Source organism: Streptomyces sp. 12E (genome assembly GCF_055633275.1).
The window spans coordinates 878,094-899,668 of sequence record NZ_JBVNCJ010000001.1; the positions used below are offsets into that span (position 1 = coordinate 878,094).

A 21,575-nucleotide genomic window follows, 5' to 3' on the forward strand; every position below is an offset into this window, starting at 1 on the left:
ATACGGCCCGACGACCTGCTGTGTCGCAAGTCGGGACGACAGGATTTGAACCTGCGACCCCTTGACCCCCAGTCAAGTGCGCTACCAAGCTGCGCCACGTCCCGGTGCGATCGCGTGGGGTGAATCCGCGTGATCGCGTGAACAGCACTTTACCCCACGCCCCGGGGAGGGCCCGAATCGGGCCGGGCGCGGGACAATCGGCACATGGGCAGCATGGAGAGCAGGTCGTCGGGCCGGACGGCCGCCGCGCGGGACCGGGACAGTGAGGGGCGGGCGCGCAACGCCCGGCCGCGGGACGGCCTCGGGCGGCCCCTGCCGTACGGCGCGCCGGGAGTGCCCCGGCAGCCCGAGGGGGTGGTGCGGCGGCCGGAGGAGAGCGTCGGGGAGGCGCAGCGGCTGCTGGACGAGGGGAAGCCGTTCCACGCGCACGAGGTGTTCGAGGACGCCTGGAAGTCGGGGCCGCAGGAGGAGCGCGAGCTCTGGCGGGGGCTGGCCCAGCTCGCCGTGGGGCTCACCCACGCCGCCCGGGGGAACGTCACCGGCGGGGCGCGGCTGCTGCGGCGCGGGGCCGGCGCGGCGGAGACGTGGGCCGCGGGAGCGGGGGCCGGTCACCGGCCGCACGGGATCGACCTCTCCGGGGTGATCGCCTGGGCCCGGGAGCTGGCCGCCGAGGTGGAGGCGGGCGTTCCGGTGGACGCGGGGGCGCGGGCACCCCGGCTGCGGGGGACCGTCTCCTGACGGAGGGACCGGGTGCGGTGCACGCGCTGTCGGTGACGTGCGGCAGACTCGGGGCGTGCGAGAGATTCATGTCATCGGTATCGGCGCGGGCGACCCCGACCAGCTGACCCTGCAGGCGGTCAAGACCATGCGGAGCACGGACGTGTTCTTCATCCTGGACAAGGGCGAGGCGAAGGCGGACCTGACCCGGTTGCGCCGGGACATGCTCGACGCGCACGTGCCGGGGGGCGCTTACCGCGTCGTCGAAGCGCGCGACCCGGAGCGGGACCGGACGGCCGGCGGGTCGGCCTACTCCCCCGCCGTCGGGGACTGGCGCAGCGCCCGTGCCGACCTCTACGAGCGGATGATCTCCGAGGAACTGGGTGAGTCCCAGACCGGGGCGTTCCTGGTGTGGGGCGATCCGTCGCTGTACGACAGCACGATCGGCATCCTCGAGGAGGTCCTGGAGCGCGGCCGTGTCGCCTTCGACTACGACGTCGTGCCGGGCGTCAGCAGTGTGTCGGCGCTCGTCGCCCGGCACCGGACCGGGCTCAACCGGGTCGCCCGTCCGGTGCAGATCACCACGGGGCGGCGGCTCGCCGAGGGGTTCCCGGAGGGCGTGGACGACGTGGTGGTGATGCTCGACGCCCACCAGGCCTTCCGCGCGTACGCCGGCCAGGACGTCGACATCTACTGGGGCGCCTACATCGGCACGCCGGACGAGATCCTCGTCTCCGGGCCGCTGGCCGAGGCGGCTCCCCGGATCGAGCGGCTCCGCACGGAGGCCCGTGAGCGCAAGGGCTGGATCATGGACACGTACCTGCTGCGCCGCAGGCCGGCCGAGGGCTGAGCGTCCGCCCGGGTGTGACCCGGCCGCCGACCCGCCGGGGCACACCCGGGCGGGGTGCCGGGCCGCCGGGCACGGCCTGCCGGTCACGACCGGCCGGAGGCGTCCGTCCGGCGCGGGGCCCGGGGCGCCGTCGACGCGGTCGCACCGCACGGCACAGGCGGACGGCGCACCACGACGGCCCGGGGACCCGGGCTGCGGGCCTCGGTGGAGGCGACGGTGGGCCGCGTCCCGCGCGGCCGGGCACGAGGTGAGCCGTCCGGCTCAGGGCCGGGTGAGGCTGTCCAGTCGGCGCAGGGCCGCCGGCACGTCCTCGACCGCCGTGACGCCGTCCGGCAGCGGCGGGCGCCGAACCACGACGACCGGGAGGCCGAGGTCGCGGGCCGCGGTGAGTTTGGCGGCGGTCGCCGCGCCGCCGCTGTCCTTCGTCACCAGGACGTCGACGTGGTGCTCGCGCAGCAGGGCCGTCTCGTCGGCCACGGTGAAGGGGCCGCGGGCCAGCAGCACGTGCGTGTGCGGCGGCACGGGCGGTTCGGGGGGTTCGACCGACCGGACGACGAAGCGCAGGTCCGTCAGGTGGGCGAAAACCGCGAGGCCGAGGCGGCCGGTGGTGAGCAGGACCCGGTGTCCGAGGTGCGGCAGCAGACCGGCCGCCGCCGCCAGCGACGGGACCGGGTGCCAGCGGTCGCCGGGGCCCGGCTGCCAGCCGGGGCGGCGCAGGACCACCAGGGGCAGCCCGGTGGCGGCCGCGGCCCGTGCCGCGTTCGCCGTAATGGTCCGCGCGAAGGGGTGCGTGGCGTCGACCACCGCGTCCACGTGCCGCTCGCGCAGCCAGTCCGCCAGTCCCCGCGCGCCGCCGAAGCCGCCGACGCGCACCTCTCCGGCGACCGCGCCCGGCCGGGACACGCGTCCGGCGAGGGAGGTCGTCACCCGGACTCCGGGGCGTGCTGACAGCTCGCCGGCCAGTTCGCGTGCCTCGGTGGTGCCGCCGAGGAGCAGGACGTGGGGGGACATGACGCCGAGGGTACGGGGCCCGGGCGCCACGTCCGGCGCCGGGCCGCCCGACGAAGATCACCGTCCGGCCGCGCGCACGTACGCGCACGTCCTACGATGACGCCGGGTGACGGGAGGAAGCATGACCGTGGACTGGAGCGGGCGGGGCTATCACGCCCAGCGGTGGGCGGCGCGGGGGGCGCTGGCCGCCGCCGTGCTCGCGGTGGCGACCCCCCTTGTCTACGGTGGGCTGCGCGGTCTGCTGCTGCTGGTGTGCGGGGTCGCGGGGCTGGGGCTCAGCGCGGCCGCCGTGTGGTGGACGCTGACCCTGCGGGGCCCGCTGCGGTGGGGGTCCGCGCTGGTCGCCGTGTGCGTGCCGGCCGGTCTGGTCGCCCTGTTCGCGGTGACGCTGTTCTGGGCGCTGCTGGTGTCCCTGGCCCTGTGGGGGCTGGCGGTGTGGAGCGGCAGGTTCGCGCTGCGGGGCACGGGCGGCGGGCAGGTCCAGGTGCGGGAGCGGCGGCTGCCGCCGCCCCGGAAGCCGGTGCTGATCATGAATCCCCGGTCGGGCGGCGGCAAGGTGGGCCGGTTCCGGCTGCGGGAGAAGGCGGAACGCCTGGGCGCCCGGGTGGTGCTGCTCGAACCCGGCAGGCAGCACGATGTCACCGCGCTGGCCCGGGCCGCCGTCGCGGACGGCGCGGACCTGCTGGGCGCGGCCGGCGGGGACGGCACCCAGGCGCTGGTAGCGGCCGTGGCCGCCGAGCACGACATCCCGTTCCTGGTGATCAGCGCCGGGACGCGCAATCACTTCGCCCTGGACCTCGGCCTGGACCGCGGCGACCCGGCCGCCTGTCTCGACGCGCTCACGGACGGCGTCGAACTCCGCGTCGACCTGGGCTTCGCGGGTGAGCAGCCGTTCGTGAACAACGCCTCCTTCGGCGCGTACGCGGCGATCGTGCAGAGCCCCGCCTACCGCGACGACAAGATCGGCACCAGCCTGGAGATGCTGCCCGGTCTGCTCACCGGCCAGCAGGGGCCCCGGCTGGTCGCCCGCGCGGGGGACACCACGCTCGTCGCACCGCAGGCCGTGCTGGTCAGCAACAATCCCTACCGCACCGGCGACCCCTTCGGCCTCGGCCGGCGGGAGCGGCTCGACTCCGCCGTGCTCGGTGTCCTCGGCGTGAGGCTGGAGGGGGCCATCAGCGCCGCCGCCCTGCTGCTGAACCCCGAGCCGGGCGGGCTGACCATCACGACCGCCACCGAGGTCGTCGTCGAGGCGGACCGCGCGGAGATCGAGGCCGGGGTCGACGGGGAGGCCATGGTGCTGCCCGCCCCCGTCCACTGCCGCATCGCGCCCGGCGCGCTGCGCGTCCGGGTCCCGCGCAGGCGGCCCGGCGTCACGCAGGCCCCGCCGCGGCTGGAGTGGCGGCGGCTGCGCAAGCTGGCGGCGACGGTCGGCCGTACCGCCGCGCCGAGCCGGCTGCACCACTCCCACGAGGCGCCCCACGGGCCGCAGCGGCCGTCCGGTCCCCGCTCAGGGCACCAGTAGCTGTACGCCGCCCACCACCGTCGCCGCGATCACCAGCCGTTCGAACAGCCGCTGGTCGATCCTGCTCGCCGCCCACGTGCCGAGGAGCGCGCCGGGCACCACGAACAGCACCAGCGCCGCGTCGAGGAGCAGCGAGTCGGCGTCGATCAGGCCGAGACCGGCGCTGAAGGGCAGCTTGGAGGTGTTGACGATCAGGAAGAAGAACGCCGAGGTGCCCAGGAAGCCGAGTTTCCGGAAGCCCGCGGAGAGCAGGTACAGCGACATCACCGGGCCGCCCGCGTTGGCGACCATGGTGGTGAAGCCGCCGAGGACGCCGTAGGAGCGGGCCTTGGCGCGGCCCGCCCGGGTGGCGACCGCGTCGGGCTCCCGGTCCGCGTCGGCCGTCCGCCGCCGCCACACCGTCACCCCGGCCATCAGCAGCAGGATCGCCCCGATGGAGCTCCGGACGGTCCCGTCGTCGGCCCACACCAGGAACAGGGTCCCGACGACGACGCCCGCCGCGACCGCCGGGAACAGCCGCCACAGCGTGGGCCAGTGGGCGTGCCGGCGGTAGGTGAGGACGGCGAGCACGTCCCCGGCGATCAGGATGGGCAGCAGGACTCCGGTGGAGGCCTTGGCGGGCAGCACGGCGGCGAAGACGGCGAGGCTGACCGTGTTGGCCCCGCTGACGGCGGTCTTGGAGAAGCCGACGAGCAGGGCGGCGAAGGCGAGCGCGGCGAATTCCCAGCCGTCGAGGTGCCAGAGCGTCATCGTGTTCATTGCGAGGACAGATGCTATGCCCAGGCAAACGACGCCGGTGAGGGCCGTCTCGCCCGACGGCGCCCCGGGGCGGTGGTCAGTGCCTCCCGACCAGGACCGCGCTCCCCTGTCCCACGCCCACGCACATGGTCGCCAGGCCGCGCTCCGCGCCGGTGCGGCGCATGCGGTGGAGCAGGGTGGTGAGGATGCGGGCGCCGGAGCAGCCCAGCGGGTGGCCCAGGGCGATCGCGCCGCCGCTGGGGTTGACCAGGCCGGGGTCGATGCCGAGCTGGTCGACGCAGGCCAGGGCCTGTGCCGCGAACGCCTCGTTGAACTCGGCCTCCTGGAGGTCGCCGGCCGACCAGCCGGCGCGGGCGAGCACCTTGCGCGTGGCGGGGACGGGGCCGATGCCCATGACGTCCGGGTGGACACCGGCGGAGGCGCCGGCGACGTAGCGGCCGAGCGACTCCAGCCCCAGCTCGTCCAGGGCCTCCTCGCTGACCAGGATCAGTCCGGCGGCGCCGTCGTTCATCGGGGAGGCGTTGCCCGCGGTGACCGAGCCGCCCGCGCGGAACACCGGCTTCAGCCGGCCCAGCTTCTCGAGCGAGGTGTCCTCGCGGACGCACTCGTCGGTGTCGACGACCACCCCGTCCGGGCGGGTCACGGGCAGGAGTTCGTCGTCGAAGTGGCCGTTCCTCCGGGCCTCGGCGGCACGCCGGTGGCTGCGCAGCGCGAACTCGTCCTGCCGTTCGCGCGCGATGCCGTACCGGGCGGCGACCTCCTCGGCCGTCTCGCCCATGGCCAGCACGCCGTGGAGCTCCTTCATCGCGGGGTTGACCAGCCGCCAGCCGAGGCGGGTGTCGGTGGTCTCCATGCGGTGCGGGAGGGCCTCGTCGGGGCGGGGCAGGACGAAGGGGGCGCGGCTCATCGACTCGGAGCCGCCGGCGACGACGATGTCGGCCTCGCCGGACGCGATGGTGCGGGCGGCGGCGGTGACGGCCTCGAGGCCGGAGGCGCACAGCCGGTTGACCGTGGCGCCCGGGACGGACTCGGGGAGCCCGGCGAGGAGGGCGGCCATGCGGGCGACGTTGCGGTTGTCCTCGCCGGCCTGGTTGGCGGCGCCCCAGTAGACCTCGTCGACGCGGGCCGGGTCCAGCGCGGGCACGTCGGCGACCAGGCCGCGGATCACGGCGGCGGCGAGGTCGTCGGGCCGTACCGGGGAGAGGGCTCCGCGCAGTCTGCCGATGGGGGTGCGGCGGGCGGCCGCGAAGTGGACGGGACGCACGAGGGGACTCCTGACCGATGCCGATGGCTGCGCTGCGGGATCGACGACTACTCTTAATTAGCACCGCTAGTTTTGGACTATAGACCGCGGATCGGCCCCCTGGGAAGATCCCGTGGCCGCGGTCGCGCCCCGCGGCCGGGGCCGTGTTTGTGCCGGGGGGCCGGGGGCACCCGCGCGTTCATGAAGTGGTTGCGGAGCGCGGCCCTTGCGGGAGAGGACCCGGAGGCGTCCCTCCCGTCGGATCGACGGGGCCGGCGTCGCGGGGCCTCGTCGCCGCCGGGCGCGTCCGCGCACGGCTGCGGATGACCGCGCGGCGTCCCGGCTCCGTGCCCGACGCCGGTCCCGCCCCGGGCGTCCGGGGCGGCGCAGGCGGGGACGGGCGCGGGACACCGCTCCGCGGGACCACGGACGATTCGAGAAGGAGGAACAGCACCCCATGACCGTTGTGAGGAGCACCCTGCCCGACGAGGCCCGCCGGGTTTCCTGCGAGGCCCTCCAGGACACCCTGGTGGACCTGCTCGGGCTGTCACTGATCGGGAAGCAGGCGCACTGGAACGTCGTGGGTCCGCGGTTCCGCTCCGTCCACCTCCAGCTGGACGAGGTGGTCTCCGCCGCGCGCGCCCACGCCGACACGGTGGCGGAGCGGGCCGCGGCGCTCGGCGTGCCGCCGGACGGCCGTCCGGAGACCATCGCCAAGGTCTTCTCGCTGCCGGCCCCGAAGGAGGGCTGGCTGCGCGACTCGGCGGCCGTGGAGGTGATGACGGAGGCGCTCGGCACGGCCGTCACGCGCCTGCGTGAGCGCATCGACGCCACCGAGAAGGCGGACCTGGTCACCCAGGACCTGCTGATCTCGATCACCGCGGACCTGGAGAAGCAGCGCTGGATGTTCGAGGCGGAGAACTTCCCGGGCGAGTCCTGACCGCCCCGGCACCGGAGAACCGTACGCACGTGAGGGGCACATCATGAGCGACGCCCTCGAGATGGACGCGCTGTGGGAGGACTTCCACCGCGTGGTGAACATGACCTCGGCGGAACTGGCGGCCTGGCTGCGGGTGAGCGACGCCGACGAGACCACCGAGCCGCTGCCGGACCGGGCGGGCAGCGAGACGGGGCAGCACGTCCTCGCCATCCTCCAGAAACGCCGTACCGACCTCACCGAGGACGACCTGCGGGTGATGGAGGAGGTCGTGGACACCGTCACGGCGCAGACGGACCCGGAGAACGAGCCCGTGGCCGAGGACGCACCCCGCCGGCACCGCCTGATGACCCTCGGCCACGACCCGCTCAAGCCGTAACCGCCGCGGCCGGGCGGGACGGGCGGGCGGCCCGCGCCCGGATCAGGAGGCCGATCGCCGTGGCCTCCGCCCGTGCCCTGCACGAGGCGGGGCTGCGCGGTCCCCTCCGCACGGCCGGGGCGGCCGGGCAGGAACGGGCGGACGCACTCGGCCGGGACGGCTGCCGGCAACGCGACGAACGCACCGAGGCCCGACTGCGTCGACGAGCGGCGCAGTTGGCCAAGCGCTGAGGCGGTGACCCGCGCAGGCTCCGCGAAGAGGCGGACGGCGACGTCGGCGAACTGCGCCGTCCGCTGCAGGAGTTCCCCGGCGTGGGTCCGGTCGGCGCCGATATCTTCCTGCGCGAGGTCCAGCGCGTCCGCACGGAGGCGGCGTCACGGCTGACGGCTGGACGCCGAGGCCCCGCGGGACGCGCGGCGGCTGGGGCTGCCGCGCGTCCCGGGCCGGCCCCTCGGCCGGGCCGGTTCCACGTGTCCTCGCGTCGGCGGGGATTTCCCGCTCCCCCGTTCACGGGACAACGTGATCATCACGCGGCACAATGGCCGCGGCGGCCCGATCGCGGCCGTACGGGCGAGGGAGAGGGAGAGACCGTGAGTGAGAGCCACACCCCGCCGAGCGGCTCGGCGAGGCTGAACACCGGTGTGGCGCACAACGCGCGCGTGTGGAACTACTGGATCGGCGGCAAGGACAACTACGACGTCGACCAGCGGGTCGGCGACCACGTCGCCTCGATCAACCCGGTCGTGCGCGACATCGCCCGCGCGGACCGGGACTTCCTGCGCCGGGCGGTGACGCACCTGACCGCCGAGCGCGGCGTGCGGCAGTTCCTCGACGTCGGCACCGGCCTGCCGACGGCCGACAACACCCATGAGATCGCGCAGCGGATCGCGCCGGACTCGCGGATCGTCTACGTCGACAACGACCCGATCGTCCTCGTCCACGCCCGCACCCTGCTGACCGGCACGCGCGAGGGCGCCACCGCCTACATCGACGCCGACGTGCACGACCCGGACGCCATACTGGAACGCGCCGCCCAGACCCTGGACGTCACGCGGCCCGTCGCGGTGATGATGCTGGGGATCCTCAACTTCGTGCTCGACACCGACAAGGCCCGGGAGATCGTCCGCCGGATCATGGCGGCGGTGCCCTCCGGAAGTTTCCTGGTCCTCACGCACCCCACGTACGACCCCGAGGTCGGCGGCGAACTGCAGGTCCCGGCCATGGAGTTCTGGAACGAGAACGCCACTCCCCCGATCACCGCCCGGAGCGCCGCGGACATCACCGCGTTCTTCGAGGGACTGGACCTGGTCGAGCCCGGCCTGGTGTCCTGCTCGCAGTGGCGTGCCGCGTCCGACTCCGCCGCGGTGCCGCAGTACGGCGCGGTGGCCGTGAAGCCCTGACCGCTGAAAGTATGATCAAACAATGTCTGACATGACCGAAACCACGCCGGGCTGGCTGTCCTCCGACGATCTGGAGATGGCACGCGCCCAGATGCCGATCCTGTACGTCGAGGCCGTGCCCGTGCGCGTCGACGACAGCGGTGAAGTCACCAGCGTCGGCCTGCTGCTGCGCATCGGGCCCGACGGGACGGTCAGCCGGACTCTGGTCTCCGGCCGGGTGCTGCACCACGAACGGGTCCGGGACGCCCTGCTGCGCCACCTGGAGAAGGACCTCGGCCCGGTGGCGCTGCCGCGCGTCCCGGCGTCGCTGCAGCCGTTCACGGTCGCGGAGTACTTCCCCACGCAGGGCATCACCCCCTTCCACGACCCTCGTCAGCACGCGGTGTCGCTGGCGTACATCGTGCCGGTGACGGGCGACTGCCGGCCCCGGCAGGACGCCCTCGACCTGGTGTGGTTCAGCCCGCGGGAGGCCCTGTCGCAGGCGGTGCAGAGCGAGATGCCGGGCGGCCACGGGGTGCTGCTGAAGCAGGCGCTGGCCCACGCGGGCTGCGTGATCTGACGCCGGCTAGCCCTCCGTGCGGGTGAGGTTGGCGCCGGTCGACGGGTCGAAGACATGGGCCTTGCCCATGTCGACCCGGAGCTCGACGGGTGCGCCCTCGCGCGCCCGGGTGGCGGCGTTCAGCCGGGCCACGACCTGCTGGGCCCCCTGGGCCCCGGTGTCGCGCGCGCCCGAGTCCGTGGCGAGTTCCTCCAGTTCGGCGGTGGTCACCGGCCCGCCCTCCGCGCTGAAGTAGACGTACGCGTCGGAGCCCAGCGACTCCAGCACGTCCACGGTCGCGGTGACGACGGGACCGCCCGTCCCGTGCGCCAGACTCGCGTCCTCGAAGGCCTCGGGACGCAGCCCGACGATCACCTCGCGCGGCGCGTCCCGCCGTTCCAGCTCCCGGCGCACGCGGTCGTCGAGCGGCAGGTCGCCCAGCGGGGTGCGCAGGACGCCGCCGGACAGGGAGGCGCCCAGGAAGTTCATCGCCGGGGAGCCGATGAAGCCCGCGACGAACAGGTTGCGCGGCATGTCGTAGAGCCGGGCGGGGGTGCCGACCTGCTGGACCAGGCCCTGCCGCATCACCACGACCCGGTCGCCGAGCGTCATCGCCTCGGTCTGGTCGTGGGTGACGTACACGGTGGTGGTGCCCAGGCGGCGCTGGAGGCGGGAGATCTGGGTGCGCATCTGCACCCGGAGCTTGGCGTCCAGGTTGGACAGCGGCTCGTCCATGAGGAACGCCTCGGGGTCGCGGACGATCGCCCGCCCCATCGCCACCCGCTGGCGCTGTCCGCCCGAGAGGTTGGCGGGCTTGCGGTCCAGGAACTCGCTCAGGTCGAGGACCCGGGCGGCCTCCTCGACCTTGCTGTCGACGGTGGCCTTGTCCACCTTCGCCAGCCGCAGCGGGAAGCCCATGTTCTCCCGCACGCTCATGTGCGGGTACAGGGCGTAGCTCTGGAACACCATGGCGACGTCGCGCTCCTTGGGGGCGAGGTCGTTGACGACCCGCCCGCCGATGCGCAGGGTGCCCTCGGTGATGTCCTCGAGCCCGGCGATCATGTTCAGGGTGGTCGACTTGCCGCAGCCGGACGGGCCGACCAGGATCACGAACTCGCCGTCGGCGATGTCGAGGTCCACGTCCCGCACGGCGAGGGATCCGTCCGGATAGCGCTTGGTGACTCCCTCTAGGACGATCTCGGCCATGGGTGGCGCCTCCTTGCCTTCACGCTCATCCCTTGACCGCCCCGGAGGTCAGTCCGGCGACGATCCGCCGCTGGAAGAGCAGGACGAAGATGATGATCGGGACGGTGATCACCACGGCGGCCGCGGCGATCGACCCGGTGGGCTGCTGGAACTGCGAGCTGCCCGTGAAGAAGGCGATCGCGGCGGGGACCGTGCGCGCGGACTCGGTGGAGGTCAGCGAGATCGCGAACAGGAAGTCGTTCCAGCAGAAGATGAACACGAGGATGGCGGTGGTGAACACGCCGGGTGCGGCGAGCGGCACGATGACCAGCCGGAAGGCCTGTGCGGGCGTGGCCCCGTCCACCTTGGCGGCCTTCTCCAGGTCCCAGGGGATCTCACGGAAGAACGCCGACAGGGTGTAGATCGCCAGTGGCAGCGAGAAGGTCATGTACGGGATGATCAGCCCGAGCCAGGTGTCGAAGATCCCGATGATCCGCTCGATGTCGAACAGCGGGGAAACCAGGGAGATCGGCGGGAACATGGCGATGAGGAGCGACATGCCGATCAGCAGCCGTTTGCCGGGGAACCGCAGCCGGGCCACCGCGTAGGCGGCCATGGTGCCGAGGATCACCGCGATCACGGTGGCGATCAGGGCGATGCCGATCGAGTTGACCAGCGCCCGGGTGAACTCGGAGGTCTCGAAGATGCCCCGGTAGTTCTCCCAGGTCCAGTCCCGCGGGATGTAGTTGCCGTCGGTGAGGGTGCCGGGGTCCTTGAACGACAGCGCGACGATCCACCACACCGGGAACAGGGCGTACAGCACCACCACGACGTTGACGACGCCCCATCGGGTGGCGTGCGACGTGCCCACGGCGGCCATCAGCGCTTCACCTCCGCGCCCGGCGCGGCGGCGCCGAACAGCTTGACGAAGGTGAAGGCGATGATCCCGACGCAGAGGAAGATCAGCACCGAGATCGCCGACCCGATGCCCAGGTTCAGCGCGGTGAACAGGTTGTCGTAGCCGAGGATCGACAGGGAGCCGGTGCCCTGGGCGCCCGCTGTCAGGACGTAGATGTTGTCGAAGATCCGGAACGCGTCCAGGGTCCGGAAGAGCAGCGCGACCAGGATGGCCGGTTTCATCAGCGGAAGCACGACCTTGGTGAACCGCTGCCAGGGGGTGGCGCCGTCGACCATGGCCGCCTTCAGGGTCTCCTCGGGGACGAGGGCGAGGCCGGCCAGCAGGAGCAGCGCCATGAACGGGGTGGTCTTCCACACCTCGGCGAGGACGATCAGCCACAGCGCCGGCCACTGTTCGGTGAGCGGGGCGTCGCCGCTGGGCAACAGCTCCGCGAGGTAGCCGAGTTCGGGGGTCCAGGCGTACTGCCAGGAGAAGGCGGCGACGACGGTGACGATGCCGTACGGAATGAGGACCGCGGTGCGCACCGTGCCGCGCAGGAAGAGCGTGCGGTGCATCACCAGGGCGAGGCCCATGCCGAGGACGAGCTCGATGGCCACGGACACGGCGGTCAGGAACACCGTGACCCAGAAGGCGTCCCACCAGAACGGGGAGGACAGCACCGCGCCGTAGTTGCTCAGGCCCACGAACTCGGCCCGTGCGGGGAAGCGCAGGTCGTAACGCTGGAGGGACAGGTAGACCGCGTAGCCGATGGGGTAGGCGGTCACGGCGGTCATGACGAGGACGGCCGGCGCGCACAGCAGCCAGCCCAGGCGGCGCTCCTGCCTGGCGCCGGCGGAGAGGGCCTTCCCGCCCTTCGCCTTGCCCTCGGTGGGCTCCGCCATCGTGCTCACGGGATCACACCCTCGGATCGCAGGGCCTGGCCGATCTGTTCCCCGATGGTGTCGACCGCGCTCTCGGGCTTGATCTCCGACGGCGGGGACAGGGCGTGGGAGACGGCGGTCGACACGTTCTGGTAGACGGGGGTGAGCGGCCGTACGCTCGCCGATTCCAGGGCGGCCAGCACCTCCTGGGAGAAGGGGTACTCCTTCATGAAGGCGGGCTCGTCGTACAGGGCGCGCAGGGTGGGCGGCAGTCCGCCCTCGAGCGCGGCGGTGAGCTGGTTCTCCCGGTTCCGCAGGCACAGGGCCGCCTCGAAGGCCAGGTCGGGGTGGCGGGAGTAGGCGCTGACGGCGAGGTCGATGCCGCCGATGGTGGGGCGGGCGGGACGGTCGGCGTCGACACGGGGGTAGGGCGCCCAGCGGAAGTTCTCGAACAACCGCGGGTTGTTCGTCCTCATCGACGGATAGACGAACGGGTAGTTGAGCTCGAAGGCCGCCACGCCCGACTCCATGGCCAGGCGGTTCTGGTCCTCCATCTGGTTGGGCAGGGAGGGGTCGGCGGCCGGGGAGTTCGCGAGTTCCCGCATGATCGAGGCGGCCCGTACGGCGGGCGGGCCGAGGGAGGGCCCGGTGGCGCTCGGGTCGAGGATGGTGCCGCCCGCGCTGTTGATCAGCGAGTTGAACCAGACGGTGAGGCCCTCGTACTGGGCGCCCTGGATCTCCACGTAGTGCGGTCTGCCCTGCCGGGCGAGGCCGCGGGACATGTTCAGCATCTCGGACCAGGTCTTCGGCGGAGTGGGCACCAGGTCCTCGCGGTACCACAGGAGCTGGGTGTTGGTGTTGTACGGGACGGCATACAGCCTGCCCTTCCAGGTGGCCGTCTGCAGGGGGACACGGAGCGTGCCCTCGGTGGCCCGGCGCTTCGGCTCGCCGGTCCACTCCCGGATCCAGCGGGCCTCGGCGAATTCCGCGGCCCAGGTGACGTCCAGGCCCAGGATGTCGAGGGAGTCGTCCTCGGCGGCGAGCCTGCGCACCAACTGCTGGCGCTGGCCGTCGGCGCCCCGGGGCAGTTTGTTGTAGCTGATGCGGTAGCGGCCGCCGGACGCCCGGCTGCAGCGGTCGGCGGCTTTCTGCAGGGCGCCGGAGTCGTCGGGGAAGTTGTACCAGTTGAGGGTGGGCCGGGAGGTGTCCTCGTCGCCGCAGGCGGCGAGCGTCGATGCCAGCAGGGTCAGCGCGACCAGCGCCCGCGTCCGTCGCGGCCCCCCGGTACGTCCGCGCCTCGCGTGCACGCGCTCCCCACCTCGCTTCCCGGATCGCGGCGCGGGTGTCCGAACCCGCGGCGGTGCCTACCCGGCGAACGTTAAACAGGACATACGCCTACATCAAGGACATTCGCTTGTGAATCGCTCACGGTGTTCGGCGTACGGGTGCCGGTTCAGCCGGTGGAGCCTTCCGGCGATCCCGGCGCGGGACGGCCCTCTCGCCGCGAGCTGCGGCACCCCGCGCTCCCGGGCGGTGGGCGCCGGGGAGCGCCGGTGGCCCTTCCGGCCCGCGCGTGGGGAAACGACGGAAAGGCCGTATCGGGCATTCCCGATACGGCCTGCCGACCTGCTGCTCGACAAGTCGGGACGACAGGATTTGAACCTGCGACCCCTTGACCCCCAGTCAAGTGCGCTACCAAGCTGCGCCACGTCCCGTTGCCCGTCTGACCTGGGAGTTCCCCGGGCCGAACGCGCACGGAAACCATACCGCACTCCAGGCGGGGATCGCGCGCCCGTTTACGGCCGCAGGGCTTCCCCGACGGGCGCGTCCGCGGGCGGCAGGCCCAGCCCGGGGTGCGCCTCGAGGAGCCGGGGCGGGGCCGCCTGGCGCCAGGAGTCGGCGAGGATGTCGCGCAGCTCGCCCTCGTCCTCCAGGGCGGCGAGGCGGACCCTGACCCAGGCGAACTGCGCCTCGTGACCGGCGATCCAGAACTTCTCCGGTTCGGCGAGGGCCAGTTCGTCACGCTCCTCCTTGGGGCAGCGCACGGCGATGGAGGTCTCGTCCTCGGGCAGGGTGGCGAACATCTTCCCCGCCACCCGGAACGTGGGCATGTTCCAGGCGACCTTCTCCGTGGTGTCCGGCAGGGACAGGGCGATCCGTCGTACGTCTTCTGCATCCGGCATGGCAGGCACCGTAGCGGCCGGCACTGACACTCATCCGGGGCCGGCCGGCACGGGGCCCGCTTCCGGACGCTTGTAGTAGATCGTCGTCGGCCGCAGCACCCCGGCGGGGTCCGCCGCGTAGTCGGGGATGGAGCCGACGGGGGTCCAGCCGGCGGAGCGGTAGAGGTGCTCGGCCGGGCTGCCGGTCTCGGTGTCCAGGTGCAGCAGGGTGATGCCCCGCGCGGCGGCCGCCTCCTCCGCGACGGCCAGCAGCCGCCGGCCGAGGCCCCGGCCACGGGCCGCGCGGTGCACCATCAGCTTCACCAGTTCCGCACGGTGGGTGCTGTTGGGCTTGTCGGAAAGGGCGAGGCTCACGGTGCCCAGCACCCCTCCGGGTTCCTCGTGCGCCACCCACACCTCGAGCCGGCCGGCGGCGACGGCCGCGGACCTTTCCCGCCACCAGGCGGCCGCCTCCGCACGGTCGAGCGGGACGAGGAAGCCGACGGAGGCGCCGCCGTCCACCGTGTCGGCCAGCAGCTCGGCCAACCCCTGGATCCGGTCCTGGAGCCGAGCGGCGTCCAGGCTCTCGATGTTCACGGCGTTCACGGCGTTCACGGCGTTCACGGCGTTCACGGCCGCACCACCGCCAGTACGTAGCGCACGCCTTCCGGGCCGGGACAGCGGAACCGGGTGGGTCCCCAGACGCGGAGTCTGAGGCAGTCACCGTCGCCGAGACGGTGCTCGACGTCCCGTTCCGTCACGGCGAGGGCCCCCTCCAGAACCCAGATGTGCTGTTCCAGGCCGGGCACGGGCGGCCGGTCGTAGGCGATGTCCGCACCGGCGTCGAGCCGGCCCTCGACGAGCTCGCCGCGCAGCCCGCCGTGCGGCGGGGACACGGACCGGCGGACGAAACCGGAGGCCCTGTCCTGCCACACCGGCTGGTCGGCGGCCCGCACCAGCGGCGCGGGCTCCGCCTCGATCTCGCTGAGCAGCTGGGACATGGTCCGTCCGTAGACGGCGCACAGCCGGTTGAGCAGGGAGGCGGTGGGACTGGTCTCCGCCCGCTCGGCCCTGGACAGGGTGGACCGGCTGATCCCGCTGCGCTCCGCCAGCTCCCCGAGCGACCAGCCGTGCTCGCCCCTGAGCTCGGCCAGTCGCGCGCCGAGCCGGACGTCGACGGGGTCCGGGGCGATCCCGGCCTTCTCGTTTCTCACATCCGGGACGATATCCCGAATTCGAGATCATTGTGTGTCGTGCCCATGACGACATTGTTGACAGGTGCTCAACTCCCTTGTTCCACACGGGAGTCATGGATGAGCCTTGCTTGCAGCCGGGAGCGGAACACCACGCTCCAGGCAGCGGTGTGCGATCACGCGCACCCGCCCCCACAGACGCGCGCTCCACCCGGGCGCGCCGCCCGGAGGAGGACTCCCCCGCCATGGCACGACTGCGCAGCAAGAGAACACGGTTCGCGGCGATCGCCGGTGTCGCGACGGCCGCCCTGGCCGCCGGACTGACCTCGACCCCCGCCCAGGCCGCCCCCGCCGAGGGCACGGTGCTCGCCGCCGGCTCCCCCACCGCGGTCAAGGACAGTTACATCGTGACGCTGAAGAAGGCCGCCGGGTTCAAGGCGTCCTCGGACGCGGGCAGGGACCTGGTCGAGCGGTACGGCGGCAGCGTGCGGAAGACGTTCGGCAGCGCGCTGAACGGCTACACCGCCACCCTCTCCGCCACCGAGGCCGGCCGCCTGGCCGCCGACCCCGCGGTCGCCTCCGTCGAGCAGGACCAGCGGGTGAGCGTCACCGCCACGCAGTCCAACGCGCCGTGGGGCCTGGACCGCATCGACCAGACCTCGCTCCCGCTGTCCGGCACCTACACCTACCCGGACAGCGCGGGCAGTGGTGTCACGGCCTATGTCATCGACACCGGCGTACGCATCACCCATCAGCAGATCAGCGGTCGCGCCTCCTACGGTTACGACGCCGTGGACGGCGACACCACCGCCTCCGACGGCAACGGTCACGGCACCCATGTGGCCACCACCATCGCCGGATCCACCTACGGAGTGGCCAAGAAGGCGAAGATCGTCGCCGTACGGGTGCTCGACAACAACGGGTCCGGGACCACCGCCGGGGTCATCGCCGGCATCGACTGGGTGACCAAGAACCACTCCGGCCCCTCGGTCGCCAACCTGTCGCTCGGCGGCGGCGCGTCCACCACCCTGGACACGGCGGTGCGCAACTCCATAGCGAGCGGCGTCACGTACGCGGTCGCCGCGGGCAACAGCAGCGCCAACGCCTCCTCCTCCTCACCGGCCCGGGTCACCGAGGCCATCACCGTGGGCGCCACGGCCAGCACGGACGCCAGGGCGAGTTACTCCAACTACGGCTCGGTGCTGGACATCTTCGCCCCGGGTTCCTCGATCACGGCCGGCTGGCACACCGGTGACACCGCGACCAGCACCATCTCCGGCACCTCGATGGCGACCCCGCACGTCGCCGGAGCGGCAGCGGTCTACCTGGCCGGCCACACCTCCGCCACCCCGGCCCAGGTCGCCTCGGCCCTGGTGAACGGCGCGACCACCGGCAAGGTGACCGGCCCCGGCTCGGGTTCGCCGAACCGGCTGCTGAAGCTCGTCCCCTGACGGTTCCCCGGCCCGGCGGTGACGTCGTGATCCGCCGGGCCTGAACCGCGGCGCCCCGCGGGCCGGCCCGCCCGCCCGCGGGGCACACCCGTGCCGGTCGGGCGTCCCCGGCCCCGAGCGCGCACAGCCCGGGCAGGTTCACCACGATCGCCCCGCGGCCCGGCGGCGGCCTGACGTCGGCGTCGGCACGGCCCATCTGTCCGCACGGCGCCATCCGCTCGGCGTGGCGGCTCGGCGGCAGCGCTCCGCGGCTGACCGTGGACGTCCCGCCGGGCACCGAGGCCGGGACACGTCTGCCCGGTGGAACACGGACGACGGCCGGGCCGGGCACGCACACGTTCACGAAGCGGTGGGAGTGGCCGGGAGGCGGTGGTGGTGCCGCTCCGCCCCGCCGGTCCCGGCTCCCTCCCGTTCCGGCAGGGGGCCGGGGCCGTGCCGCGCTCCGGGAGGGGCGGCACGGGCAGGGATCACGTGGTCGGCTGGGGTGCGGAGCGGCGGGCCATGAGGTGTTCGATCAGGGTGAGCAGGACGTCCCTGCCGTCGGTCCGTTCGCGCGCGTCGCACATCACCAGGGGAACCTGCGGGTCCAGGTCCAGGGCGCTGCGGACTTCCTGGGGCGTGCGGTCGCGGACGTTGTGGAAGCAGTTGACCGCGACCACGAACGGGACACCGCGGCTCTCGAAGAAGTCGATGGAGGCGAAGCTGACCTCCAGCCGGCGGGTGTCGACCAGCACCACCGCTCCCAGGGCTCCGAGCACCAGGTCGTTCCACATGAACCAGAAGCGTTCCTGGCCGGGGGTCCCGAACAGGTAGACCACCAGTTCGTCGCTGACGGTGATGCGCCCGAAGTCCAGGGCGACGGTGGTGGTGGTCTTGGCGTCGATGCCGACCAGGTCGTCCACGCCGACGCTGGCCCGGGTCAGGTACTCCTCGGTGTGCAGGGGGGCGACCTCGCTGACCGCGCCGACCAGGGTGGTCTTGCCCACGCCGAAGCCGCCGGCGACCAGGATCTTCACGGCCTGGGCCGTCTGTGCCGGATCAGAGCCCGCGGAGCCCATCTCTCACCGCCTCAAGGATCGTCATGTCGGGGTGGGTGCCGTTGTGCGCGAAGGCCAGGGGCGGCCTGGCCCGTACCCGGCCGGCGTCGATCAGGTCGCCGATGAGGATCTTGGTCACCGACACCGGCAGGTCCAGTTCGGCGGCGATCTCGGCCACCGCGACCGGCCTGCGCGCGCACAGGCGCAGGACGGCGCGGTGTTCCGGCTGCAGTGCGGGCCGGCCGGCCGCGCTGTCCGCACCGGACGTGGCCCGTACCGTGATCAGGGTGATCAGGGTCAGGTCGTCACGGCCGGCGGTGGTGCGTCCGCCGGTGATGGTGTAGGGGCGGACCAGCGGTTCGTCCGCGTCGTCCTCCAGGTCCTCCGTCCAGTGCCTCATGCGCCGGCCCCGGCGCCGGCGGGCGGGGGCGGGTCGGACCGCGGGGTGCGTTCGTCGGTGCCCAGCCTCTGGCCCACCTGCTGGACCAGGGTGTGCATGGCGACCGCCATCACTTCGGCGTCGACCTCCTGGGAGGCGACCACGGCCAGGTGGGTGCCCCGGCCGGCCGCGGTGACGAACAGCCACAGGTCCGCCATCTCGACGATGACCTGGTGGACCGGACCGCCCTGGAAGAGCTGTCCGACGCCACGGGCCAGACTCTGCTGACCGGTGGCGATCGCGGCCAGGCGCTCGGCGTCGGAGCGCTCGACGGTCTTCGAGCGGCTGATCACCAGGCCGTCGTCGGACAGCACGATGGCATGCCGGGCGCCGGCGACCTGGTCGACCAGTCCGTCGAGGAGCCAGTCCAGGTCTGCGTCGGTGGCGGTGGTTCGCTGAGTCATCCTCGGTCTTCCCTCGTGGACGGTTCGGACTGGTCGGTGCCGGGCGCGGACGGCCGCGCGCCGGCGGCGCGGTTCTTGCGGGACTGCCGCTGGAAGGCGCCGATGGTGGCGCCGGAGCGGGCCGGGGCGCTGGACGGGGTCGGGGAGACCGGGGTGTCCTGCGGGGCCGGCGCGCGCAGTTCGGCCACCAGGCTGGCCTGGCGCGTCCGGCGGGGCAGGGGTACGGGCCCGGTCTGCGGGGCCGACGAGCCCGCGGGGGGCGGCGCCGGTGCGGTGACGTCGGCCATCGCCCGTCCCCGCGACCGTACCGGCAGGTCGTCCGAGCCGTCCGCGGGGCGGGAGACCTCCGCGGGACGGGGTCCGCCGGGCCGGCGCGACGGGGCGAGGGGGGTGCCGACGTCCTCCGGCGACGGGCCGTCGGCCGCGTCCGGCACCGATCGGGGCCGCTCGGCCACGAGGTCCTGCGGGACGAGGACGATGACGCGGGTGCCGCCGAACGCCGAGGGCCGCAGTTCCACCTGCAGGCCCAGGCCCGCCGCCAGGCGGGCCACCACGTACAGGCCCAGGCGCACGTCGTCGGCGCGGGTCATCACGTCCATCTGCGGGGGCTCCTGCATCAGGGCGTTGACGGCCTCGTACTGTTCGGCCTCCATGCCCAGCCCGCGGTCCTCCATCTCCACCACGACACCCCGGCTGACCGGAGCCGCCTTGACCTCGACCGGAGCCGGCGGCTTGGAGAACGCGGTCGCGTTCTCCATCAGCTCGGCCAGGATGTGGATCAACGGCCCCACCGCCCGCTCGGAGATCCACGGCCGGCCCTCGACGTCGATCTCGATGCGCCGGTAGTCCTGGACCTCGCCCTGCGCGGCGCGCAGGACGTCCAGCAGCGGCACCGGTTTGCGCCACCGGCGCCGGGGCTGGCCGCCCGCGAGGATCACCAGGTTCTCCTCGTAGCGGCGCAGCCGGGCGGTGAGGTGGTCCAGGTCGAACAGGTCTTCCAGCAGTTGCGGGTCCTCGTGCCGGCGCTCCAGCTCGTCCAGCTTCTTCAGCTGCAGGCCGATCAGGAGCTGGGTGCGGCGCGCGATGCGCTGCAGCAGCCGTTCGAAGCCGCGGTGCTGCTCCGCCTGGCGCACCGCGGTGTGCACCGCGGTGCGGCCGGCCAGGTTCAGCGCCCGGCTCAGCTCGCCGAGCTCGTCCGCGGCCGGGGACAGTTCCGGGACCTCGGCGTCCACGTCCACGTTCTCGCCCTGTACGAGCCGGGTGACCACCTGCGGCAGCCGCTGTTCCAGGTCCTGCGCCTGGCCGTGCACGGCGAGGACGCGCCGGCGCAGGAGCGTGGTCAGCCGCCAGGTCATCAGCACGACCAGGACGACGGCGAACAGGCCGAGGGCCGCGACGGAGTACAGGTACAGCTTCAGCTGCCGCACGGCGGCGGCGCCGGCGGCGTCGGAGACCTGGCTGTGCACGCCGATGAGTTCCTCGAGACGGGCGATCGAGGAGTCCGCCGAGGCCCGCCACTCCTTGGCGCGGGCGGGGGACAGCTCGACGCCTCCGCCGCCGGAGGCCTGCAGCCGCTCCTCCAGCTCGACCCGCGTCCGCCATTCCTCGCTCTTGGTCATCGCCGTGTAGAGCCGGCTCTCCTCGGCGTTGAGGTTCGGCGCCACACGCGACTTGAGCAGGTACTCGTGGGTGCCGACGGCGTCGGTGACCAGGTCGTGGTCCTCGTCGGACAGCCTGCCCGAGGGCCAGCCCCGAGCCAGCACCGCGTCCTCGCGATTGATCATGTCCACGGCCCCGTTCAGGTCGAACAGGACCTGCGACAGGCCGGTCACCTCACCGTTGGCGCCGCGGGAGATCGCCGCGAAGACCTCGGTGCCGGCCGCGATGGCCTCGGTGTAGTAGGTGAACGCCCGCTCCTCGTCGGCGGTCCCGGCATCCACCGCCCGGCGCTCCTGCGCGAGCCTGCCGGTCACCCGCACGGTCCGGGAGATCGCGGCGGCCAGGCCCTGCTGGCCGTCGCTGGTGTCCGCGGAGGCCAGCGGCTCGAAGGCGCGCAGGGCCCGGTCGGTGACCACGCGCTGCCCGGCCAGGGCGGTCCGGGACGCCCCGGGCGCGGCCAGCACCTCCTGGGTCAGCCGCCGTTCCCGCTGCAGGGCGTTGAACAGGGCCGCGTTGCGCGGGCCCACGGTCGTCTTCAGGTCGTGCTGGGCGGCCTGCACCCGGTACTCGTTGCCCAGTTCGTACGTGGCCAGGCCCCACAGTCCGACCAGCGCCACGCTCGGCACGAGCAGCAGCACCAGCAGCATCGTGCGCAGCGGTAGACGCCGTTCACCGGCCGTCCGCGTCCGCTCGTCCGTCGCGCCCCCGTGCCGGCGGGCGGCCCGCGCGCCGTTCCTTCCGCGCCGCCCGTTCCTGTTCGATCCGCTCACCCGCTGGACACCCTCCTCGTCACCGGTCTGCCGCACCGGTGACGAGAACGCGCCAGACAGTAGCGGTTGGTGGCTTGATATTAGCCATACAGCGCGCGAATACCGAAAGCGCATTCGACGACGAGAGGGAACGCGGC

At 73.2% G+C, this 21,575-nt stretch carries 23 protein-coding genes, 2 tRNA genes and 1 pseudogene; 10 read left to right on the forward strand and 16 right to left on the reverse strand.

Annotated elements, in window-relative coordinates:
* Positions 1 to 30: 30 nt before the first annotated feature.
* A tRNA-Pro gene (locus tag ACZ8ZB_RS04030) sits at positions 31 to 104 on the reverse strand.
* A gap of 100 nt (positions 105 to 204) precedes the next feature.
* Here ACZ8ZB_RS04030 and ACZ8ZB_RS04035 point away from each other — a divergent pair.
* Both ACZ8ZB_RS04035 and cobF read left to right on the forward strand, forming a co-directional pair.
* A complete protein-coding gene (locus tag ACZ8ZB_RS04035) occupies positions 205 to 738 on the forward strand; it encodes a DUF309 domain-containing protein (RefSeq protein WP_470736342.1) in 534 nt (177 codons plus the stop codon).
* A gap of 55 nt (positions 739 to 793) precedes the next feature.
* On the forward strand, positions 794 to 1,567 hold the full coding sequence (gene cobF / locus ACZ8ZB_RS04040) for a precorrin-6A synthase (deacetylating) (protein ID WP_470736343.1): 774 nt from the start codon (positions 794 to 796) through the stop codon (positions 1,565 to 1,567).
* Between the two features lie 261 nt (positions 1,568 to 1,828).
* Here cobF and ACZ8ZB_RS04045 read toward each other — a convergent pair whose 3' ends face one another.
* Complete coding sequence (locus tag ACZ8ZB_RS04045; protein WP_470736344.1) at positions 1,829 to 2,578, reverse strand: cobalt-precorrin-6A reductase; 750 nt, start codon at positions 2,576 to 2,578, stop codon at positions 1,829 to 1,831.
* A 121-nt stretch (positions 2,579 to 2,699) separates the two neighbouring features.
* Here ACZ8ZB_RS04045 and ACZ8ZB_RS04050 point away from each other — a divergent pair, with 121 nt between their 5' ends.
* A complete protein-coding gene (locus ACZ8ZB_RS04050; RefSeq protein ID WP_470736345.1) occupies positions 2,700 to 4,103 on the forward strand; it encodes a diacylglycerol/lipid kinase family protein in 1,404 nt (467 codons plus the stop codon).
* On the opposite strand, the gene ACZ8ZB_RS04055 is transcribed toward ACZ8ZB_RS04050, so the two are convergent.
* Both ACZ8ZB_RS04055 and ACZ8ZB_RS04060 read right to left on the reverse strand, forming a co-directional pair.
* Entirely contained in the window at positions 4,089 to 4,862 is a 774-nt protein-coding gene (locus ACZ8ZB_RS04055) for a sulfite exporter TauE/SafE family protein (protein ID WP_470736346.1), read from the reverse strand. The two genes, ACZ8ZB_RS04050 and ACZ8ZB_RS04055, sit on opposite strands and share 15 nt — an antisense overlap.
* Before the next feature lie 76 nt (positions 4,863 to 4,938).
* Positions 4,939 to 6,126 carry a thiolase family protein gene (locus tag ACZ8ZB_RS04060; RefSeq protein WP_470736347.1) on the reverse strand — a complete coding sequence of 396 codons (1,188 nt, stop codon included), beginning with the start codon at positions 6,124 to 6,126 and terminating at the stop codon, positions 4,939 to 4,941.
* Between the two features lie 436 nt (positions 6,127 to 6,562).
* Between ACZ8ZB_RS04060 and ACZ8ZB_RS04065 the strand changes: the two genes are divergently transcribed.
* The 5 genes from ACZ8ZB_RS04065 (at position 6,563) to ACZ8ZB_RS04085 (ending at position 9,380) form a co-directional block, all read left to right on the forward strand.
* Positions 6,563 to 7,045 (forward strand): Dps family protein, encoded by a 483-nt coding sequence (locus ACZ8ZB_RS04065; protein WP_470736348.1) that lies wholly within the window; start codon positions 6,563 to 6,565, stop codon positions 7,043 to 7,045.
* 43 nt (positions 7,046 to 7,088) lie between these two features.
* On the forward strand, positions 7,089 to 7,421 hold the full coding sequence (locus tag ACZ8ZB_RS04070; protein ID WP_470736349.1) for a DUF3140 domain-containing protein: 333 nt from the start codon (positions 7,089 to 7,091) through the stop codon (positions 7,419 to 7,421).
* A gap of 59 nt (positions 7,422 to 7,480) precedes the next feature.
* The gene (locus ACZ8ZB_RS04075; protein ID WP_470736350.1) at positions 7,481 to 7,651 is read left to right on the forward strand and encodes a hypothetical protein; all 171 of its coding nucleotides are present in this window, start codon (positions 7,481 to 7,483) and stop codon (positions 7,649 to 7,651) included.
* A 360-nt stretch (positions 7,652 to 8,011) separates the two neighbouring features.
* Positions 8,012 to 8,821: an SAM-dependent methyltransferase gene (locus ACZ8ZB_RS04080; protein ID WP_470736351.1), complete on the forward strand. Its 810-nt coding sequence runs from the start codon at positions 8,012 to 8,014 to the stop codon at positions 8,819 to 8,821.
* Positions 8,822 to 8,843: 22 nt separating this feature from the next.
* Positions 8,844 to 9,380, forward strand: a complete 537-nt coding sequence (locus ACZ8ZB_RS04085; RefSeq protein WP_381229902.1) for an NUDIX hydrolase family protein — start codon at positions 8,844 to 8,846, stop codon at positions 9,378 to 9,380.
* 6 nt (positions 9,381 to 9,386) lie between these two features.
* Here the strand turns inward: ACZ8ZB_RS04085 and ACZ8ZB_RS04090 are convergent, their stop codons facing one another.
* From ACZ8ZB_RS04090 to ACZ8ZB_RS04125, 8 genes are all read right to left on the reverse strand, one after another.
* Complete coding sequence (locus tag ACZ8ZB_RS04090) at positions 9,387 to 10,565, reverse strand: ABC transporter ATP-binding protein (RefSeq protein ID WP_470736352.1); 1,179 nt, start codon at positions 10,563 to 10,565, stop codon at positions 9,387 to 9,389.
* 25 nt (positions 10,566 to 10,590) lie between these two features.
* Positions 10,591 to 11,424, reverse strand: a complete 834-nt coding sequence (locus ACZ8ZB_RS04095) for a carbohydrate ABC transporter permease (RefSeq protein ID WP_470736353.1) — start codon at positions 11,422 to 11,424, stop codon at positions 10,591 to 10,593.
* On the reverse strand, positions 11,424 to 12,344 hold the full coding sequence (locus ACZ8ZB_RS04100; protein WP_470741413.1) for a carbohydrate ABC transporter permease: 921 nt from the start codon (positions 12,342 to 12,344) through the stop codon (positions 11,424 to 11,426). The genes ACZ8ZB_RS04095 and ACZ8ZB_RS04100 overlap by 1 nt, the downstream gene beginning before the upstream one ends.
* 5 nt (positions 12,345 to 12,349) lie before the next feature.
* Entirely contained in the window at positions 12,350 to 13,630 is a 1,281-nt protein-coding gene (locus ACZ8ZB_RS04105) for an ABC transporter substrate-binding protein (protein WP_470736354.1), read from the reverse strand.
* Between the two features lie 334 nt (positions 13,631 to 13,964).
* A tRNA-Pro gene (locus ACZ8ZB_RS04110) sits at positions 13,965 to 14,038 on the reverse strand.
* A gap of 81 nt (positions 14,039 to 14,119) precedes the next feature.
* Positions 14,120 to 14,506: an MmcQ/YjbR family DNA-binding protein gene (locus ACZ8ZB_RS04115; RefSeq protein ID WP_470736355.1), complete on the reverse strand. Its 387-nt coding sequence runs from the start codon at positions 14,504 to 14,506 to the stop codon at positions 14,120 to 14,122.
* Between the two features lie 30 nt (positions 14,507 to 14,536).
* The gene (locus ACZ8ZB_RS04120; protein ID WP_470741414.1) at positions 14,537 to 15,082 is read right to left on the reverse strand and encodes a GNAT family N-acetyltransferase; all 546 of its coding nucleotides are present in this window, start codon (positions 15,080 to 15,082) and stop codon (positions 14,537 to 14,539) included.
* Positions 15,083 to 15,114: 32 nt separating this feature from the next.
* Positions 15,115 to 15,699: a helix-turn-helix domain-containing protein gene (locus ACZ8ZB_RS04125; RefSeq protein WP_470736356.1), complete on the reverse strand. Its 585-nt coding sequence runs from the start codon at positions 15,697 to 15,699 to the stop codon at positions 15,115 to 15,117.
* Positions 15,700 to 15,923: 224 nt separating this feature from the next.
* Here ACZ8ZB_RS04125 and ACZ8ZB_RS04130 point away from each other — a divergent pair, with 224 nt between their 5' ends.
* Together ACZ8ZB_RS04130 and ACZ8ZB_RS04135 are read left to right on the forward strand one after the other, a co-directional pair.
* Positions 15,924 to 17,129, forward strand: coding sequence for a S8 family peptidase (locus ACZ8ZB_RS04130; protein ID WP_470736357.1), 1,206 nt, complete (start codon positions 15,924 to 15,926; stop codon positions 17,127 to 17,129).
* 146 nt (positions 17,130 to 17,275) lie between these two features.
* A pseudogene (locus ACZ8ZB_RS04135) lies at positions 17,276 to 17,440 on the forward strand (alpha-L-rhamnosidase C-terminal domain-containing protein); the annotation flags it as partial.
* A 156-nt stretch (positions 17,441 to 17,596) separates the two neighbouring features.
* Here the strand turns inward: ACZ8ZB_RS04135 and ACZ8ZB_RS04140 are convergent.
* Genes ACZ8ZB_RS04140 through ACZ8ZB_RS04155 form a run of 4 tightly spaced genes read right to left on the reverse strand, consistent with a single transcriptional unit; the run spans position 17,597 to position 21,438 of the window.
* The gene (locus ACZ8ZB_RS04140) at positions 17,597 to 18,187 is read right to left on the reverse strand and encodes a GTP-binding protein (RefSeq protein WP_470736358.1); all 591 of its coding nucleotides are present in this window, start codon (positions 18,185 to 18,187) and stop codon (positions 17,597 to 17,599) included.
* Complete coding sequence (locus ACZ8ZB_RS04145) at positions 18,168 to 18,566, reverse strand: DUF742 domain-containing protein (RefSeq protein WP_470736359.1); 399 nt, start codon at positions 18,564 to 18,566, stop codon at positions 18,168 to 18,170. The genes ACZ8ZB_RS04140 and ACZ8ZB_RS04145 overlap by 20 nt, the downstream gene beginning before the upstream one ends.
* On the reverse strand, positions 18,563 to 19,009 hold the full coding sequence (locus ACZ8ZB_RS04150) for a roadblock/LC7 domain-containing protein (RefSeq protein ID WP_470736360.1): 447 nt from the start codon (positions 19,007 to 19,009) through the stop codon (positions 18,563 to 18,565). Before ACZ8ZB_RS04150 ends, ACZ8ZB_RS04145 begins: the two co-directional genes overlap by 4 nt.
* Positions 19,006 to 21,438: a sensor histidine kinase gene (locus ACZ8ZB_RS04155; protein ID WP_470736361.1), complete on the reverse strand. Its 2,433-nt coding sequence runs from the start codon at positions 21,436 to 21,438 to the stop codon at positions 19,006 to 19,008. Before ACZ8ZB_RS04155 ends, ACZ8ZB_RS04150 begins: the two co-directional genes overlap by 4 nt.
* Positions 21,439 to 21,575: the final 137 nt, after the last annotated feature.

What these genes read in the sequence shown, in the direction of transcription:
- ACZ8ZB_RS04085 (WP_381229902.1), top strand. Translation starts at nt 8,844, where the DNA reads ATGTCTGACATGACCGAAACCACGCCGGGCTGGCTGTCCTCCGACGAT.
- ACZ8ZB_RS04070 (WP_470736349.1), top strand. Translation starts at nt 7,089, where the DNA reads ATGAGCGACGCCCTCGAGATGGACGCGCTGTGGGAGGACTTCCACCGC.
- ACZ8ZB_RS04045 (WP_470736344.1), bottom strand. Translation starts at nt 2,578, where the DNA reads ATGTCCCCCCACGTCCTGCTCCTCGGCGGCACCACCGAGGCACGCGAA.
- ACZ8ZB_RS04065 (WP_470736348.1), top strand. Translation starts at nt 6,563, where the DNA reads ATGACCGTTGTGAGGAGCACCCTGCCCGACGAGGCCCGCCGGGTTTCC.
- ACZ8ZB_RS04115 (WP_470736355.1), bottom strand. Translation starts at nt 14,506, where the DNA reads ATGCCGGATGCAGAAGACGTACGACGGATCGCCCTGTCCCTGCCGGAC.
- ACZ8ZB_RS04095 (WP_470736353.1), bottom strand. Translation starts at nt 11,424, where the DNA reads ATGGCCGCCGTGGGCACGTCGCACGCCACCCGATGGGGCGTCGTCAAC.
- ACZ8ZB_RS04055 (WP_470736346.1), bottom strand. Translation starts at nt 4,862, where the DNA reads ATGAACACGATGACGCTCTGGCACCTCGACGGCTGGGAATTCGCCGCG.
- ACZ8ZB_RS04140 (WP_470736358.1), bottom strand. Translation starts at nt 18,187, where the DNA reads ATGGGCTCCGCGGGCTCTGATCCGGCACAGACGGCCCAGGCCGTGAAG.
- ACZ8ZB_RS04130 (WP_470736357.1), top strand. Translation starts at nt 15,924, where the DNA reads ATGGCACGACTGCGCAGCAAGAGAACACGGTTCGCGGCGATCGCCGGT.
- ACZ8ZB_RS04145 (WP_470736359.1), bottom strand. Translation starts at nt 18,566, where the DNA reads ATGAGGCACTGGACGGAGGACCTGGAGGACGACGCGGACGAACCGCTG.
- ACZ8ZB_RS04090 (WP_470736352.1), bottom strand. Translation starts at nt 10,565, where the DNA reads ATGGCCGAGATCGTCCTAGAGGGAGTCACCAAGCGCTATCCGGACGGA.
- ACZ8ZB_RS04050 (WP_470736345.1), top strand. Translation starts at nt 2,700, where the DNA reads ATGACCGTGGACTGGAGCGGGCGGGGCTATCACGCCCAGCGGTGGGCG.
- ACZ8ZB_RS04150 (WP_470736360.1), bottom strand. Translation starts at nt 19,009, where the DNA reads ATGACTCAGCGAACCACCGCCACCGACGCAGACCTGGACTGGCTCCTC.
- ACZ8ZB_RS04100 (WP_470741413.1), bottom strand. Translation starts at nt 12,344, where the DNA reads ATGGCGGAGCCCACCGAGGGCAAGGCGAAGGGCGGGAAGGCCCTCTCC.
- ACZ8ZB_RS04035 (WP_470736342.1), top strand. Translation starts at nt 205, where the DNA reads ATGGGCAGCATGGAGAGCAGGTCGTCGGGCCGGACGGCCGCCGCGCGG.